Origin of the sequence: Aquabacter cavernae, assembly GCF_003993795.1 — a bacterium.
GTDB lineage: Bacteria > Pseudomonadota > Alphaproteobacteria > Rhizobiales > Xanthobacteraceae > Aquabacter > Aquabacter cavernae.
The window spans coordinates 345,566-362,111 of sequence record NZ_RWKV01000015.1 but is presented as its reverse complement, the minus strand read 5'-3'; the positions used below and the strand labels follow the sequence as shown (position 1 = coordinate 362,111).

Sequence of the window (16,546 nt, the reverse complement as noted above, 5' to 3'; positions counted from 1 at the left end):
CGCGACCGGCTTGCGCGCCCGCGTGCGGGGAAGGATGGAGAAAGGTGGAAGCGATCGCCTGAAGCATCACATCCCTCAATATACGTCGGCCTGATAGCGTCCGGCTGTCTTCAGGTCCGCCAGGAAGGCGGCGGCTTTCTCCGCGCTGAGGCCGCCATGGGTGGCGGCGACATCCAGCACCGCTGCCTCCACATCCTTCGCCATGCGCTTGGCATCGCCGCAAATGTAGAAATGCGCGCCGTCCGAAAGCCACGCCCAGAGGTCCGCGCCCGCTTCCCGGATACGGTCCTGCACATAGACCTTGCGCTCCCCGTCCCGCGACCAGGCGGTGTCGAGCCGCGTCAGGCATCCGGCGGCTTGCATGCCGGAGAGTTCGTCCGCGTAGAAAAAATCCGTGTCGCGGCGCTGGTGGCCGAAGAACAGCCAGTTGCGCCCCGGTGCCTTGGCGGCCATGCGCTCGTGCAGGAAGGCGCGGAACGGGGCGATGCCGGTGCCCGGCCCCACCATGATGACCGGCGTCGCCGGGTTTTCCGGCAGGCCGAAGCCGTGCGCCTTCTGGATATAGGCCTTGAGCCGTGTGCCGGCCGGCACACGGCCGCCGAGGAAGGTGGAGCACACGCCGAGGCGGGTGCGCGCGCCCATCTCATAGCGCACCGCATCCACCGTGAGGCTGAGGCGGCCGGGCGTCGCCAGCGGGCTGGAGGAGATGGAATAAAGGCGCGGCTGGAGCGGCTCCAGGCATTCCACCACCGCCTCCGGGTCGGGCCGCGTGCCCGCGAATTTCTCCAGGGCGGCGAGCACGTCCAGGGTGGCGGCGTCGCCGTCCGGGTCTTCGCCCGCCGAGAGCGCGCGGGCCTTCGCCTTGCGGCTGCCGCCCGTGAGGTAGGAGAAGAGGGTGAAGAGGCTGTCGGGCGCCGATTTCAGGCAGACATCCCGTGCCAGAATCTCGCCCAGCACCGTGTCGCCCACCGGATAATCGGCGGGCGCGTCCAGCGCGCGCAGCACCGCCTCCACGAGGCCGGGATCGTTCTGCGGGAACAGGCCGAAACTGTCTCCCGCCTTGTAGTCGATCCCCGAGCCCTCCAGATCGAAGTCGATATGCCAGGTTTCCTTTTCCGAACCCGGCCCGTTGAGCCGCGCGCGGCCGAGGAAGGTCACCTCGCCCGGATTGTCGCGGGTGCCGCGCGGCGCGCCCACTGTGGGTGCGGGCGTGGCGGCCGGAGCAGCGGCAGGCGCGCTGTCCTGTTCCGCCGCCAGGGCCTTCAGCGTGCGCAGCGTCTCCTTGCCGCCGGGTGCGCAGAGGTTGAGGGCTTTTTCGGTCCCATCCGCCAGGGCCTTGGAATAGCTCTCGCAGACATAGCCGCACTGGCCGCAATCCTGCTGGGCCATGGCCGCCATCATGCGCCGGGCGAGCGGGCGGCCTTCCGCCAGCTTCATGCGCTCAGTGATGGGCATGGCGGCATCATGCCAGGGCGCGCCGTCATCCTCCGCGATGGCCTCGCCCGGCATCAGGGCGGCGGACGCTTCGGGGGAGAGGGCGGTGGCGCCCGGCGTGCCGGAGAAGATGCCCGCGAAGAAGCCGTTGAGCCACGCGCGCTGCTCGGGGGAGAAGGGCGCGTTTTCCGGCAGATAGGGGACGAGAGGGGGAGGGCTCTGGAGGGTCATGCGCCGGCCTCCGCTTCCACGGGCTGGGTGTCGATGAGGGATGTGAGCTGGTCCGTCGGCAGACGGCGGGTGAAGGCGGCGAACGGCTCCTGCGGGGCGCGGTGGGCGAGCCAGACTTTCAGCAGCTTTTCCACCAGGACGGGGGCGGCTTCCGCCGTCACGTCGCGATAGAGTTCCTGCGCGATGGCGGCATCGGTGCCGAAGCCGCCGCCCACCAGCAGGTGATAGCCGTCCACGGTGTCGCCCTCGTCATTGAGGGGCACACGGGCGCCGACGAGGCCGATATCGCCGATATAATGCTGGGCGCAGCTATTGTGGCAGCCGGTGACATGGATGTTCACCGGCCCATCCAGCGCCACGCGCGGCCCGCAATGGGCGCCGATGGCGCGGGCGGTGGCCTTGGTGTCCGCATTGCCGAAGCGGCACCCGGCGGCGCCCGTGCAGGCCACGAGGCCCGCCTGGAGCACGCTCGGTTCGGCGGTGAGGCCGAGGCCGGCAACCACTTCCTTCGCCGCCGCCACATGGGCGTCGGGAATGCCGGAGAGAAGAAGGTTCTGCCAGACGGTGAGGCGCAGATGGCCGTCGCCCATGCCGGCGGCGATGTCGGCGAGGCCGCGCATCTGGTCCGCCGTCATGCGGCCCACGGGAAGGCCGACGCCGATCCAGTTGAGGCCCGCCTGCTTCTGGGGGTGGACGCCCAGATGCGCCATGCGGTCCTGCTCCGGGCGCGGCGCCACGGCTTCGGCGGGGCAGCGCGTCAGGGGGGCGCCCAGCTTCTGCTCCACGGCGGCGAGGAATTTCTCGAAGCCCCAGGCATCGAGCACATATTTCAGCCGGGCCTTCTTGCGGTCCGTGCGGTCGCCGGTGTCGATGAAGACCCGCACGATGGCGGCGGCCACCTTGGTGGCCTCCTCGGGCTTGAGGATCACGCCGGTGTCGCGGGCGAAGTCCTTGTGGCCGGTGATGCCGCCCAGCGCGAGGCGGAACCAGACGCCCGGCGCGATGCCGAACCCGTCCTTCACCTCGATGGCCTGGAAGCCGATATCGTTGGTGTCCTCCAGCGCGCCGATCAGCCCCGCGCCGTCGAAGGCCACGTTGAACTTGCGCGGCAGGCCGTACATGTCGCGGCTGTTCAGGATGTAATGGTGCCAGTCCTTGGCATAGGGCCGGGTATCCAGCAGTTCCTGCGGGTCGATGCCCGCCGTGGGCGTGCCGGTGACGTTGCGGATATTGTCGGCGCCGGAGCCCTTCGCGGTGAGGCCGAGATCCACCAGCTTTTCCAGGAGGATCACGCCGTCCGTGGCGGGGATATCGCGGATCTGGAGATTGGCGCGGGTGGTCACGTCGCTGTAGCCGCCGCCATGGTCCTGCGCGATGTCGGCGAGGCCGCGCACCTGCCAATGGGTGAGGATGCCGTTGGGCATGCGCAGGCGGCACATGAAGCTGTCCTGCGCGGGGGCGACGTAGAACAGGCCGTGATACTTCCAGCGCAGCATGTCCGGCCCCTTGGGAAAGGTGCCTTCGGCCGCGTGGGCCTTCATGCGGTCATAGCTGTCGAGGCCCAGCTCCTCGCGCTTCGCCTTCTCCTCGGGCGTGAGCTTGCGGCCCTCCGCCTCGGTGCGGGCCATGGCCTTGTGGCTGGCGGCTTCGGGACCGGTGGGCTCGGGCGCGGGCTGCCCGGCGGGCGCGGGGCCATGCCCTGCGAGGCCATGCCCTGCGAGACCTTGGCCGCGCATGGCTTGGGCCCCGGAAATGAAGCCTTCCAGATAGCGTTTCTGTTCCGCCGAGAAGTCGCCGCTCATTGTCTGTCTCTCAGGCCGCCTGCGCCACGGCCCGGCCGAAGGCCAGGTCCGCGCGCAGGGCGGCGATGGGGGTGCGGTTCGTGATGAGGTCGAGATAGAAGGGGCCGTCGGACGTATCCCCGAACAGAACCGCCCCTGAGAGGCAGCCGTCCTTGATGACGAGGCGGCGATAGAGGCCGAGGCCCCGGTCGGCGAGCACGATCTCCTCGCCTCCGGGGCCGATATCCCCGGCCGAGAAGACGAAGACGCCGGAGACCTTCAGGTTGGTGGAGACCGTGCTGCCCTCATAGGCGGCCTGCCGTCCGGCGAGGCGCTCCGCGAGCACCTGCGCCTGCTCGTAGGCCGGAGCCACGAGGCCATAGCAACTGCCGCGATGCTCGGCGCATTCGCCGAGGGCGAAGATGTCCGGGTCGCTGGTGGCGAGGCCGTCATCCACCAGGACCCCGCGATTGCTGGCAAGGCCCGCGGCCCGCGCCAAATGGGCGTTGGGCCGCACGCCGCAGGCCATCACCACGATGTCGGCGGGCAGCAGGCGCCCGTCGGCAAGGCGCAGGCCCTCGGCGCGCCCCGTGCCGTCCACGGCGGCGCTCTGGGCATTCAGTTCCACCTGGATGCCCTGCGCCTCCACCGCCCCGCGCAGCAGGGCTGCGGCGCGGGTGTCGAGCTGGCGCTCCATGAGGCGGTCCATGAGATGGACCAATGTGGTCTGCGCACCCGCGCGGGCGAGCCCGCTGGCGGCTTCCAGTCCCAGCAGCCCGCCGCCCACCACCACGGCGCGCAGGCCCGGCCGCGCCGCCGCCATCAGGACCTGCACGTCCGCCAGATCCCGGAAGGTGACGACGCCCGGCAGATGGGCGCCGGGAATGGGCAGGCGGATGGGCTCGGAGCCGGTGGCGAGGACAAGGCGCGAGAAGGGCAGGCGGCGCCCGTCCTCCAGCGCCAGCGCACGGGCCTCCCGGTCGATGGCGGCGGCGGGGGTGCCATAGATGAGCGTCACGCCCGTCTGCCGCCACCAGTCCGCCGGGCGCAAGCGGGTGGCGGCCATGTCCACCTTGCCCGCCAGCACGTCCGACAGGAGAACGCGGTTATAGGCCAGGTGCGGCTCCGCCCCCACGACGGCGACGGAATAGCGCCCCAGCGCCCGGCGCGATAGTTCCTCGCAGAGCTTCGCCGCGGCCATGCCATTGCCGACGATGACGAGGGGCTCGGACATGGGCCTACTCCGCCGCTGCGGTGGTCGGCGCGGCCTCGGCGGCCGCGGCGATCATGACGGAGGAGAGGATCCCGTAGGCCTCTGCCCAGGCGGCCTTCACTTCGGGGGTGAAGTCCGGCCCGAGGCCCTGTTCCAGGGTCCAGAGCAAGGCGGCGCCCACGGGGGCGTAGTGCGCATCCTTCACCCCATAGGCCACATGGCGCTTCGCCAGTACCTGGGCGGCGGGCACCACGGCTTCGAGATTGGAAAGGCCCTTCACCACCACGGCGAGGGTCGCCATGAGCTTGCGGCCCTGCTCGCGCATGTCGCCCTTGAACATGGGCTTCACTTCGGGTGCGATCTCGAACAGCCGGCCATAGAACAGGCCGGCGGCCGTCTCGGAGATGGGCGCGACCTTCGCGAAGGAGGACTGGATCAATTCCACTTGGCTGGGAAGCATGGGAAGGCTCCTTGGCTGGGCGGATGGGGTTGCGGGTCAGGCGGCTTCCACGAAGCGATGGCGCTCGTGGAGGAATTTCAGCACCGCTTCGCGGGCCTTGAGGTAGGTGGCGTTGGAGACCAGATCGAGCCGCTTGCGGGGGCGCACCAGGTTCACGTCCAGCACTTCGCCGATACGGGCGGAGGGGCCGTTGGTCATCATCACGATGCGGTCCGAGAGCAGCACGGCCTCGTCCACGTCGTGGGTGATCATGAGGATGGTGTTGCCGAGGGTGGCATGGATCTGCATGACGCTGTCCTGCAGGTGGGCGCGGGTGAGCGCGTCCAGTGCCCCGAACGGCTCGTCCAGCAGCAGCACCTTCGGCTCCATGGCCAGAGCCCGGGCGATGCCCACGCGCTGCTTCATGCCGCCGGAGATTTCCGCCGGGCGCTTGTCCTTGGCGTGGGTCATCTGCACCAGTTCGAGATTGTGCAGCGTCCAGGCGTCCCGTTCGGCGCGGGAGCGCTTGCCGGAGAACACCTTGTCCACGGCGAGCCGCACATTGTCGTAGACCGTGAGCCAGGGCAGGAGGGAGTGGTTCTGGAACACCACGGCCCGATCGGGGCCGGGCGCGTTCACTTCCCGCCCGTCCAGGATGACGCCGCCGGTGGTGGCCCCGGTGAGGCCCGCCACGATGTTGAGCAAGGTGGACTTGCCGCAGCCGGAATGGCCGATGATCGAGATGTATTCGCCCTTGGCGATGTCGAGCGAGACCTCCTTAAGCACCTCCGTGGTGGCGGCGCCGCGGGTGAAGGTCTTGCCGATCTGGCTGAACTGGAGATACGGGGCGTGGGACATGGAAGCCTCCTCAAGCCGAAGCCGTGCCGCGGGTGACGATTGCGGAGATGCCGGCCACCAGGCGGTCGAGGACGAAGCCCACGACGCCGATATAGACCAGGGCGACGATGATGTCGGGCAGGCGGGAGGAGTTCCACGCATCCCAGATGAAGAAGCCGATGCCGACGCCGCCGGTGAGCATCTCCGCCGCCACGATGGCGAGCCAGGACAGGCCGACACCGATGCGCAGGCCGGTGAAGATGTAGGGCGCCGCCGAGGGCAGCATGATCTTCCAGAAAAATTCCAGCGGGTTCAGCCGCAGCACCTGGGCCACGTTCCGGTAGTCCTGCGGGATGTTCCGGATGCCCACCGCCGTGTTGATGATGACGGGCCAGATGGCGGTGATGAAGATCACGAAGATGGCGGAGGGATTACTGTCGCGGAACGCGGCCAGCGCCAGCGGCAGCCAGGCGAGCGGGGGCACCGTGCGCAGCATCTGGAAGATGGGGTCGAGGCCGCGCATGGCCCAGACCGACTGGCCGATGACGGCGCCCAGCAGCACCCCCACGATGGCGGCGAGCCCGAAGCCCACCGCCACTCGCTGGAGCGAGACCATCACCCTGAGGCCGAGGCCGATATCCTGGGGGCCGGCCACGAAGAAGGGATCAACGATCAGGTCCTTCGATTCAGCCCAGATGCGGCTCGGGGAGGGTAGCGTCGCCGTGGGGCTGGCGCAGAGCATTTCCCAGAGCACGAGCAGCAGGACCGTCACCACCAGGGGCGGAATGATGTTCACCGCGGCCCAGCGCCCCGCCGCCCGGAAGCGGGCGGAAAGCGATGAGCGTGCGGGCGCGAGCCGAACCACCTGCGCGCTGGCGCGGCGGGCGGTCTGCGGCGGTTCCTTCAAGGCGGTGACGGACATGCGTGGCTCTCCCCGGAAATGGGACGTCAGACTTCGACGCGCTTGATGGTGAGGGTCTTCAGGTAGGCCTGGGGATCCGCCGGATCGAACACCTTGCCGTCGAAGAAGGTCTCTTTCCCGCGGGAGGTGGAGGCGGGGATGTCGGCGGCGGAGACCGACATGGTCTTGGCTGCCTCGCGCCACAGGTCCTCGCGGTTCACCTTGGAGACCAGGGCCTTCATGTCGAGCGTGGGCTCGAACTTGCCCCAGCGGATATCCTCGGTGAGGAACCAGGTATCATGGCTCTGGAAAGGATAGGAGGCGTGGTCCTTCCAGAACTTCATGTACTGGTCGGAATTCTTCACCACCCGGCCGTTGCCGTAATTGATGTCGCCCTTCAGGCGGCCGATGATGTCGGAGACGGGAACGTTGAACCACTGGCGCTTGCCGACGATCTCGGCCAGCTCCTGCTTGTTCTCCATCTTGTCGCACCATTGCTGGGCTTCCATCACCGCCATGAGGATGGCCTTGGTGGTGTTGGGGTTCTTGTCCACGAAGTCGGCGCGCATGGAGAGCGCCTTCTCGGGATGCTCCTTCCAGATCTCGCCGGTGGTGCAGGCGGTGTAGCCGATGCCCTGGTTCACGAGTTGCTCGTTCCAGGGCTCGCCCACGCAGAAGGCGTCCATGTTGCCCACCTTCATGTTCGCCACCATCTGGGGCGGCGGGACGACGATGGTGGACACGTCCTTGTCCGGGTCGATGCCGGCGGCGGCGAGCCAATAGCGGATCCACAGATCGTGGGTGCCACCCGGGAAGGTCATGGCGACCTTCACTTCCTTGCCTTCCGCCTTCTTCTTCGCGAAGGCCGCCTTGAGGGCCGAGGCGTCGGTGGTGGCGTTGAGATCCTTGTACTCGTTGGAAACCGACACCGCCTGCGCGTCGAGATTGAGGCGGGCCAGGATGTAGAGGGGCACCGGGGTGTTGTTCTGCGTCACCTTGCCGGTGGAGATGAGGTAGGGCATGGGCGAGAGGATGTGGGCGCCGTCGATGCCGTTGGCCGCGCCACCGAGCACCAGATTGTCGCGCGTCGCGCCCCAGGAGGCCTGCTTCACCACCTCCACGTCCGGCACGCCGTATTTGGCGAACAGGCCCTTCTCCTTGGCGATCACCAGGGGAGAGGCGTCCATGAGCGCGATGTAGCCAAGGATCGCCTTGGTGGTTTCGGGCGCCGCCGCATGGGCCATGGGAACGCCGCCGGGGAAGATCAGCCGCGCGGCGTCGAACAGAGCCGCCGCACCGAGCGCCGCGGCGCTGCCCTTCAGGAGCGAGCGGCGGGACACCGAGGTGGGGGACGCCTTGGACGTGGGATCGGCAGTCTCACCGGACGAAGTCGCACCGGACTTGGAAGGCGCATCGGTCATTCTGTTCCCCTGTGGTCGCCGGATTGGGCAGGCCCGAAAACGAAAAAAGCCACGGACATCTCGACGGCCTCCCGGCCATCGGTGTCAGCGGCTTTGCTGCGGGTCCCTTCATTGGGACAATTGGGCGGCGCGATCTTCGTCGACTGCGCTCAGGGTTTAATTATTCAAATCTCGTGCCAACTCGCTCTAAAACTCTATTTTATTGAAAAACAACGAAAATCTGGAGCCTGCTCAGGAGTCCAAGGGTGCAGGCTAAATCGTTCGCATGCGCAAAATCTCATCATTTGCGATGATGCAGTGCCGCGAAAGCGAGCGAATGTGATGTTGCTGCCGTGTGCCTCCCGGTCCACCATGCCGCCCGTTATTGCGTCGCGGGCAGGAAAGTCGGCATGTGCATCAACTGCAGTCTGAATGAAGCATTGGGCGGTTTCGCAACCGGCACCCCCCCGGTTTCCGCAACTCCATTCAGAATGAGCCGGCGCGGCCTGATCGGCGGCACCATCGCCTGCACAGCCGTCGCGACCGTCGCGCCGTTCTCCGCCTTCGCCCAGACCGGCGCGGCGGACATCATCCTGCGAGGCGGCAAGGTCTATACGCAGAATTCCGCGCAGCCCTGGGCCGAGGCCGTCGCCGTGCGCGGCAAGACCATCGCGGCGGTGGGCACGAATGCGGACATCGACAAGCTGAAGGGTGCCGGCACGAAGGTGGTGGAGCTGAACGGCCGCCTCGTCATGCCCGGCTTCGTGGAAGGGCATATCCACCCCTTCCTCGGCTCCTTCCTCACCTCCGGCGTCGATCTCCAGGTGCCCACCCGCGAGGAGGCGCTCGCCGTGATCGAGCGCTACGCCAAGGAGCATCCCACCGGAAACATCCGCGGCTTCGGCTGGCGCGTGGACATGTTCCCCCCGAGGGCCCCTCCCGGCACGACCTCGACAAGATCATTCCCGACCGGCCGGCCTTCTTCTTCGCCATCGATGGCCACAGCATATGGGTGAATACCAAGGCGCTGGAAGTCGCGAAGGTCACCAAGGATACGCCCGACCCCATCCCGCGCTTCAGCTACTATGTGCGCGACGAGAAGGGCTATCCCACCGGCTATGTGCTGGAAGTGAACGCGGTGCTCTCCTTGGTGAACGAGGTGGAGCCCATCTCCCCCGCCGCCATGGGCAAGCTGATGGAGGAATGGCTGCCCAAGGCATCCTCCGCCGGCATCACCGCCATCTTCGATGCGGGCGTGCCGCCTATCGGTAACGATCAGGGCGCCATCCTCTCTTTGTACACGGAGCTGGAGACGCGCGGCCAACTGCCGTTCCGTGTGGTGGGCTCATATCTGGTGAAGTCGCCGCCCATCGATGATGTGGTCCAGCAGCTCCAGAACATCCGCAAGCGCGTCTCCTCGGAGCTGGTGCAGGTGGCGGTGGTGAAGATCATCGGCGACGGCACGCAGGAGGGCTACACCGCGTGGCTGGTGGAGCCCTATTCCGACAAGCCGGACTTCTCGGGCGCCTCCCCCTTCTCGGAGGAGCAATGGACGAAGCTGGTGGGCATGACGGACGCCGCCGGCTTCGATTTGCACATCCATGCCTGCGGCGACGGCACGGCGCGCGCGGGCCTCGACGCCCTTGAAAAGGCCATCGCCGCCAATCCGCCGCGCGATCGGCGGCATACCATCGCGCATCTCGTCTATGTCACCGATCAGGACTTGCCGCGTTTCGCCAAGCTGGGCGTGAATTCCCAGTTCTCCGCCAATTGGTTCTCGGCCGATCCGGACACCACCGAAATTCTGAAGGACCGCTACGGCGAGCGCCAGAAGAAGCTCTATCGCGCGCAGTCCATCCTGAAGAGCGGCGGGCGCATTTCGTTTGGCACCGACTGGCCGGCGGCCGGCTATTTCTCCACCTACAAGCCGCTGGATTCCATCCAGATCGCAGTCACCCGCCAGCTCATCGGCAAGGCGACCAATCCGGTTCTCGGCCCGGAGGAAGAGCGCCTGACCCTGACCCAGGCGGTGCACGCCAATACCATGGGCGCTGCGCACCAGATCCGCATGGAAGACAAGATCGGTTCGCTGGAGGTGGGCAAGATGGCCGACCTCGTGGTCCTGGAGCGCAACATTTTCGAAGGCTCCGTGCACGATATCGCCAGCACCCGCATCGACCTGACGCTGATGAACGGCAAACCGACCCACGGGACGGTGTAAGCCCTACTCTCCGGTCGCGAAGAAGCGCTCCGCGTCGAAAATCTCGCCGAACTGCGTGGCCACGCAGTCCGGCGCCGGCGCGGGGAGGGGGCTTGGCGCGCCCACCGCCAGATCGAACAGGTCGGGCCGGTAGACGCTGATGGCTTCGCGAGCGGCGTCCTGGCTCCATTCCCCCTGCCGCGCCTTCACGATCTGCCCGTACATCCACAAGGCATGGTCGGGGTTGGGGCGGCTCGCCCCGTCGCGGTTCAGAACGAGATAGTCGGGATGGGCGCGGGCCGCCCCGCCCGGCGCGCTGTGCAGGCGCCCGTCCAGGGTCCGGCGCAGGACGTCGGCGGGCAGGTTGAGGTGGCGCGGCTCGCTCAGCAGGCGGGCCAGGTCCTCGTGATTGTCCGGTGTCTCGCACCAGCGCGCCGCCGTGTTCAGCGCCCGCACCAGGCGGCGCAGGATGTCCGGCTCGGTATTGACGAAGCGGGCATGCACGCCCAGCACCTTCTCGGGCACCCAGCCGAAGATTTCCGCGCCCAGCACCGCGATGCGGCCCACATCCGCATCCACCGCCACGCTGTTCCAGGGGCTGCCCACCGAGAAGCCGTGGATCAGCCCGTTGCGCAGGCTCTCGGCCATGAAAGGCGGGGGAATGACCACGAGACGCACGTCCCGGTCGGGATCGATGCCGCCGGCCGTGAGAAAATGGCGGATGAGATAGGTGTGGGTCGAGAAGGCATAGACCGAGGCGAACACCAGCGGCTCCAGCCCCGCCGCGCGCCGCGCCGCCACCACGCGCCCCAGCGCCTTGGCCGCATCCGGGGCACGGGAGAGATCCTCCCCGGTCTCGCCCATCTGCGTGTAGATGTCCTTGGCGATGGTGATGGCGCTGCCGTTGAGGTTCAGGGCGAAGGGCACCACCAGGGGCACGCGCACATGGCCGAGCCCGAGCGAGGAGGCGATGGCCAGCGGGCCGAGCATATGGGCCCCGTCCAGCAGGCCCACATTCACCTTGTCGCGGATATTGGCCCAGGACACCTCCCGGTGCAGCTCGATCTCGATGCCCTCCGCCATGGCGAAGCCGCGCTCGGCGCAGGCGATCAGCACGGCGGCATCCGTGAGGGGGATGAAGCCCATGGCGAGGCGTCTCATCGCAGCAACTCCGCGGCGGTGATGATGGATTGGGCGATGTCCACGAGCCGCTTCTTCTCGTTCATGGCAGTCCGGCGGATCAGGCCGTAGGCGGTCTGCTCGTCGATATTCCTGGCCTTCATGAGAATGAGCTTGGCGCGGTCCAGCAGCTTGCGCTCCTCCAACTGGCTGCGCGCCTCCTCCAGTTCCGCGCGCAGGCGGGCGAAGGCGCGGTAGCGGGACATGGTGGTTTCGAGAATGGGACGGACACGGTCCTTGCGCAGCCCGTCCACCACATAGGAGGCGACGCCGGCATCGATTGCGGCCGCGATGGTCTGGCTGTCCGATTGGTCCACGAACATGGCCACGGGCCGCTTCACCTCCCGGCTCACCTGGAACATCTGCTCGATGGTGTCGCGGCTGGGATTCTCCAGGTCGATCAGGATCACGTCCGGATCGATGGCATAGATGCGCTCCAAAAGATTATGGACGCCCTCCAGCCGGAGGACGTTCACAAACCCCGCCTCCTGCAGCCCCTCCGAGAGGATGGCCGCACGGACAGGGCTGTCATCAACGATGACGATGCGCAGGGACAGGTCGTTCGCCATGGGCCTTGGATCATGTGTCCGCGAACGACAGGCAAGGAGTGGACCACCTTGTGCCTGTCGCTGTCGGAGGAAAGTCCCGTCACCCCGCTGAGGGGGCGAGTGCGAAGTCGATGATCTTGTTGCGCAGCGCCGGAAGATCCGGCGGCGCCTTCTTGAAGGCTTCCCAGTCCGCCGGAACGGCGTCCACCAGCGTGTCCCGCAGCGCGCGGGCCTTGGTGTCGGACGCGGCCCTCTGGTCAAGCCAGAGCAGCCACCGCAGGTCTTCGATCCCCTCGCCCGTGGTCAGGACGAGGGCATCGATCGTGGGCGCGGGACTGCAGCGGTCGCCGCTGAGCGGCAGCATGGCATAGTCGGGCTCGCGTCCGTCCGTGGGATCGCGCGGGTCTCCCGTCCAGGCCCGCCCGTGCCATTGCAGGTAGCCCCGGCCGCCTGTGCGCCACATCAGGAAACCCGCCGCCGCGCGAAAATCAGGCATGTTGTAGAGCCAGGGCATCACTTTCTGGGCGCGCATCTGGCGGAAGCCGCTCTCGCTGATGCCGAACCCGTCATTCACCAGCAGCGTGTCGAACAGGGGAACGAGGGTGCGCTGCTTGGGCGAGTTGAGCTGGCCGGAAATCTGCGCGTCGGGGGCCGATGCCTTGATGGCGTCCCGCACGCCCTTGAGGTCGGCAAGGGCCGCATCGCCTTCCAGCGGCTCGTCGGCGATGGACCAGAGCGGAGCGGGAACGCCGCCCGCCGCCAGCGCCCGCAAGGTGGAGGCGATGTTCGGCCCCACCTTCGAGAAGCCCGCCGTGTGCTGCATGGTCTTCACGGAGGCATAGTCGAAAAAGGGCGCGGTGAAGCCCGCCTGCTTCGCGAGCGCCATCTGCTGCACATAGCGGGTGATCTTGTCCGGGGTCGGCGCCACCGTGTCGGGAGCGACGCCGGTAATGCCGAACGCGCGCAGAGCCGCATAGTCGCAGGCCATGCCTCGGTCCGCCTGGTCGGGCGTGGGCGGGAACCAGACCTCCCAGTTGGGGGCGGCCATGTAATAGCCGATGGGCCGGTCCACCGGCGGACGGGACACGGGGACCACCTCCACCAGCGCGGTGGCTTCCACGCGGCTGCCGGCAATGTCCATCGAGAGGGTGACGGGCAGCGTTCCGCTCGCGTTCATCGGTACCGTGAAGGTCACGTTGAGCCGCCGGGGGACGCCGCTCACGATCCGCATGTGCGACAGGTCGCCGTCCAGCACATCGGAGGTGATGGTGAGGCCGTTCTCCATGACGCCGCGGCGCATAAAGGTCCACTTGCCCCACCGTATCTGGGGGGAGATGCCGTCCGGCGCCGAGGCGGACACGTTCGGCATCAGGTCGTCCTGGTTGGAAAAGGCGAGGAAATCCACCGACACCACGCCGCCGGGCGCCGCGCGGAAGTTCGCCTGCACAGGCAGGGTGGGATCCCAGAAGGGACGCTGGCTGCGCGGGGTGTTCGCCGGCAGGATGCGCAGGGTGATGTCCTTCGCGAGCGCGGGGTCCACAGGCTTGTTCTGGACCGGCCAGCGTTCCAGGAAGCGCTTGCGCCGCCAAGCCTCCACGGCATCCACCGCCGTGTCGCTGTTGCCGGGTTCGATCACCATGGCGGCGAGATAGCCGTTATTGGGTGGCTGGTCGGACTGAAGCTGCACGACGATCTTGTTGTCGATGACCGGCACGGTGGCGGTGATGAGGCCCGCGCGGTCGCGCGCGAACACCTCCCAGGGGCCGCCGTCGATCATGGCCTCCTTCCAGAGATTGCGCTTGTAGACCTGCTCCACCCATTCGTCGGGGCTGAGGCTCTGCTGGTACACCACCTGGCCGTTGATGGTGATGGTCTTGTTCAGGGAGTGGGGGAAATACTCCCATTCGCCCTGATCCTCGGTCCAGAGCGAGACGGTGGCGGTGGCGCTCTTGGTCCAGGGGATGGTGATCGTCTCGATGCCGTTGAGGCCGCTGGACAGGAGCGGATCATTCTGGGTGCGCACCAGCACTCCGGCCGGGCGGGAGAGGCGCGGATCGTTGGGCAGGATGGACTCAAAGCCCGGCACCTGGATATCGGCGTTCGGCGCGAAACGCAGCGCGAGCGCATCCGGCGGCACGGGCGAGCCCGCTTCCACATGAATATCGGTGAGGCGGATGGGGCCGTCCCCGTCGCCGTTGGAAACCACGATGCGCTTCACCTTGGTCCGGTCGAGCCGCGCCTTGGACGGCGTGACCCAGGACGAGACCGGGGAGCGCAGGATGAACGGCCCCGGCGGAAACACCGCCGAGGCATTGGCCCGCGAGTACCAGTTGGCGGAGTTCACGTCATCCACCCGCAGATAGATGGTGACCGGCTTGCCGGTATCGTTGTTCCCCGTCACCACCAGATCCTGGTTGGCATCGAAGCTCACCGGCGTGCTGAAATCCTGCGACGCGGTGAGCCGAGCCCCGGCAAGCCAGGTCTGGCCGTCCTTCACTGTGGCGGCGGCGGTGGAGGTGGTCGAGGGGATCGCTCCGGTCTTCTGGCGCGGCTCGATCTGGATGCTGTCGATCTGCGCGACCGGCGCCCCCTCCTCGGTGAAGACAATGAAGCGGGTCAGCGCGTTCACGTCGAGCGATGTGCCGCTGGGCGTGGGCAGGCTGTTGAGCGGCACCCGCATGACGAAGGGGCCGGGCGGGAAGTTCTGGTTGGTGTTGAAGTTGCTCATCCAGTTCTTGGACGAGGCATCATCGATCCGCACCGCGAGATTGAACGGATTGGGCGATGTGTTCACGCCGCGGATGACGAGGTCGTCATTGGGCGAGAAAGCACGCGGGGTGGGAAAGGTCTTGTCGAGCGCGGTCTTGGTGGTGGTGTTCGTGAAGAAGGGCGGCAGGGCCGCCGGGGCGGCGGCAGGCGTCGTCGCTGCCGCGGGCGCCGCCGCCGGGGCAGAGGCAGCCGGAGCGGGCGCGGAAACCGCGGAGAACGGCCGCTCGGCGCGCAAGCGCTCCACGAAGTCCGGCCTGAAGAACATGATCGCGCCGGCTCCGGCGCAGATCACGCCGAGGATCAGGCCCCAGGCAAATCCGCCGATCCAGGTTCGCAATTTCCCCATACGGTCCTCCTGCACCTGTTGCGTGTCCGGGGACGTTGCCACGGGAGACACGTACTCGGCTAGAGCCTGATCCCGGTAAGTTGGTTTCACTCACCATCGAAACCAGTGCCTAAGTCCTTGAGAGAGAGCGGTTCACCCTTCCCGCGGGTTGGCCGTTGGATCCCCGATTGAATGTCCGCCGCGCGCTTTGCCCGGCCTGCGCCAGCCTTCTCTAGACGTGGAATGTCACCACCATATGCCATGGGGCGCGGCGGTTCGACGCCGGGAGCATCCCGGATCCATGTCCCTCCGGCTCCGGTCCCGCTTGACGGATATCGCGCGCGCCGCGAAAAGCGCGCATGCGTGACCTGAAGGACTATACGCTTCGCGACTGGGCGGGCGCCCAGCCGTTGACGCAGGGCGCACGGCGCCTGCGCAATGTCCTTCTGGACAGCCTCTATGCCACACGTCGCTGCGAGGGACAGGACGCGCTCCTCTCCTCGCTCGCGCCGCTGCGGGGGCGTTTCCTGGCGGTGACGGTGGCGTTCAACCTGCCGGAGGCCGTTGCCTTCCTGTCCGATGCCATGGCGCGGACCATGCCGGACGTGCCGCTGCTGGTCTGTGACAATTCCTCCGATCCGGCCATGAGGGTCCGCATCGCTGCCATTTGTGCACGCAGTGGGCGGGCCTATTGCCCCTTGCCGGCGGTGCCGCGGATCTCGCCCAACGTCAATGGCTCGCGCTCCCACGGAGTGGCGCTGAACTGGATCTGGCGCAATATCCTGCGGCCCCTGCGCCCCTCGGGCTTCGCGCTGCTGGACCACGATCTCATTCCCCTGGCTCCGGACGACCTGGCCGCGCGGGTGGCCCGCCAGCCGGTCTACGGCATGGTGCGCGCGGGCGAGGATTTCGGCGGCTGGTATCTCTGGCCGGGCTACAGCGTGTTCGATTTCAAGGCGGTGGAGACGCTGCCGCTGGACTTCGGAACCGACACACCGCGCATGCTCGATACCGGCGGCCAGAACTGGCGGGTGCTTTACCGGCATCTGTCCCTGGACGATCTCGCCCAGGCCCGGACCCGTCAGGTTTGGCTGGCGGCCGAAGGAGAGGGGCCGGAGCCCTTCCTATTGGCCGATACATGGCTGCATGTGGGCGGCGCGGGCCATCGCGGCGGCGGCGCGGCGGCGCTCCGGCGGGTGCGGCGGCTCTATGATGCCGATCCGGACCGGCTTCTGTGCCGCCTGAGCACGGATCCAGTGGATGCAGTCTCGGTTTTGGGGGGATGAGCG

13 protein-coding genes are annotated in these 16,546 nt (G+C 67.5%); 3 read left to right on the top strand and 10 right to left on the bottom strand.

The window, feature by feature from the left end; translation table 11 throughout:
- Positions 1-75: 75 nt before the first annotated feature.
- From EJJ38_RS15025 to EJJ38_RS14995, 7 genes are read right to left on the bottom strand one after another with little or no spacing between them, the layout of a single operon-like run.
- Positions 76-1,665, bottom strand: a complete 1,590-nt coding sequence (locus EJJ38_RS15025) for a sulfite reductase subunit alpha (RefSeq protein WP_127090929.1) — start codon at positions 1,663-1,665, stop codon at positions 76-78.
- On the bottom strand, positions 1,662-3,467 hold the full coding sequence (locus tag EJJ38_RS15020) for a NirA family protein (protein WP_127090928.1): 1,806 nt from the start codon (positions 3,465-3,467) through the stop codon (positions 1,662-1,664). Before EJJ38_RS15020 ends, EJJ38_RS15025 begins: the two co-directional genes overlap by 4 nt.
- 10 nt (positions 3,468-3,477) lie before the next feature.
- Positions 3,478-4,680, bottom strand: coding sequence for an NAD(P)/FAD-dependent oxidoreductase (locus EJJ38_RS15015; RefSeq protein ID WP_127090927.1), 1,203 nt, complete (start codon positions 4,678-4,680; stop codon positions 3,478-3,480).
- A 4-nt stretch (positions 4,681-4,684) separates the two neighbouring features.
- A complete protein-coding gene (locus EJJ38_RS15010) occupies positions 4,685-5,119 on the bottom strand; it encodes a globin family protein (protein WP_127090926.1) in 435 nt (144 codons plus the stop codon).
- A gap of 36 nt (positions 5,120-5,155) precedes the next feature.
- Complete coding sequence (locus EJJ38_RS15005; RefSeq protein WP_127090925.1) at positions 5,156-5,956, bottom strand: ABC transporter ATP-binding protein; 801 nt, start codon at positions 5,954-5,956, stop codon at positions 5,156-5,158.
- A 10-nt stretch (positions 5,957-5,966) separates the two neighbouring features.
- Positions 5,967-6,857 (bottom strand): nitrate ABC transporter permease, encoded by an 891-nt coding sequence (gene ntrB, locus EJJ38_RS15000; RefSeq protein WP_127090924.1) that lies wholly within the window; start codon positions 6,855-6,857, stop codon positions 5,967-5,969.
- Positions 6,858-6,883: 26 nt separating this feature from the next.
- A complete protein-coding gene (locus EJJ38_RS14995) occupies positions 6,884-8,257 on the bottom strand; it encodes a CmpA/NrtA family ABC transporter substrate-binding protein (RefSeq protein WP_127090923.1) in 1,374 nt (457 codons plus the stop codon).
- Between the two features lie 470 nt (positions 8,258-8,727).
- On the opposite strand from EJJ38_RS14995, the gene EJJ38_RS20800 reads away from it, so the two are divergent.
- Together EJJ38_RS20800 and EJJ38_RS14990 are read left to right on the top strand one after the other, a co-directional pair.
- Positions 8,728-9,252: an amidohydrolase family protein gene (locus EJJ38_RS20800; RefSeq protein ID WP_274704736.1), complete on the top strand. Its 525-nt coding sequence runs from the start codon at positions 8,728-8,730 to the stop codon at positions 9,250-9,252.
- Positions 9,141-10,457 (top strand): amidohydrolase, encoded by a 1,317-nt coding sequence (locus EJJ38_RS14990; protein ID WP_338021887.1) that lies wholly within the window; start codon positions 9,141-9,143, stop codon positions 10,455-10,457. Before EJJ38_RS20800 ends, EJJ38_RS14990 begins: the two co-directional genes overlap by 112 nt.
- A gap of 3 nt (positions 10,458-10,460) precedes the next feature.
- Here EJJ38_RS14990 and EJJ38_RS14985 read toward each other — a convergent pair whose 3' ends face one another.
- From EJJ38_RS14985 to EJJ38_RS20485, 3 genes are all read right to left on the bottom strand, one after another.
- Positions 10,461-11,597, bottom strand: a complete 1,137-nt coding sequence (locus EJJ38_RS14985; RefSeq protein ID WP_127090922.1) for a CmpA/NrtA family ABC transporter substrate-binding protein — start codon at positions 11,595-11,597, stop codon at positions 10,461-10,463.
- Positions 11,594-12,184 (bottom strand): ANTAR domain-containing response regulator, encoded by a 591-nt coding sequence (locus EJJ38_RS14980; protein ID WP_127090921.1) that lies wholly within the window; start codon positions 12,182-12,184, stop codon positions 11,594-11,596. Before EJJ38_RS14980 ends, EJJ38_RS14985 begins: the two co-directional genes overlap by 4 nt.
- Before the next feature lie 79 nt (positions 12,185-12,263).
- Positions 12,264-15,278: a hypothetical protein gene (locus EJJ38_RS20485; protein ID WP_205666180.1), complete on the bottom strand. Its 3,015-nt coding sequence runs from the start codon at positions 15,276-15,278 to the stop codon at positions 12,264-12,266.
- Between the two features lie 338 nt (positions 15,279-15,616).
- Here EJJ38_RS20485 and EJJ38_RS14970 point away from each other — a divergent pair, with 338 nt between their 5' ends.
- Positions 15,617-16,543, top strand: coding sequence for a hypothetical protein (locus tag EJJ38_RS14970; RefSeq protein ID WP_127090920.1), 927 nt, complete (start codon positions 15,617-15,619; stop codon positions 16,541-16,543).
- Positions 16,544-16,546: the final 3 nt, after the last annotated feature.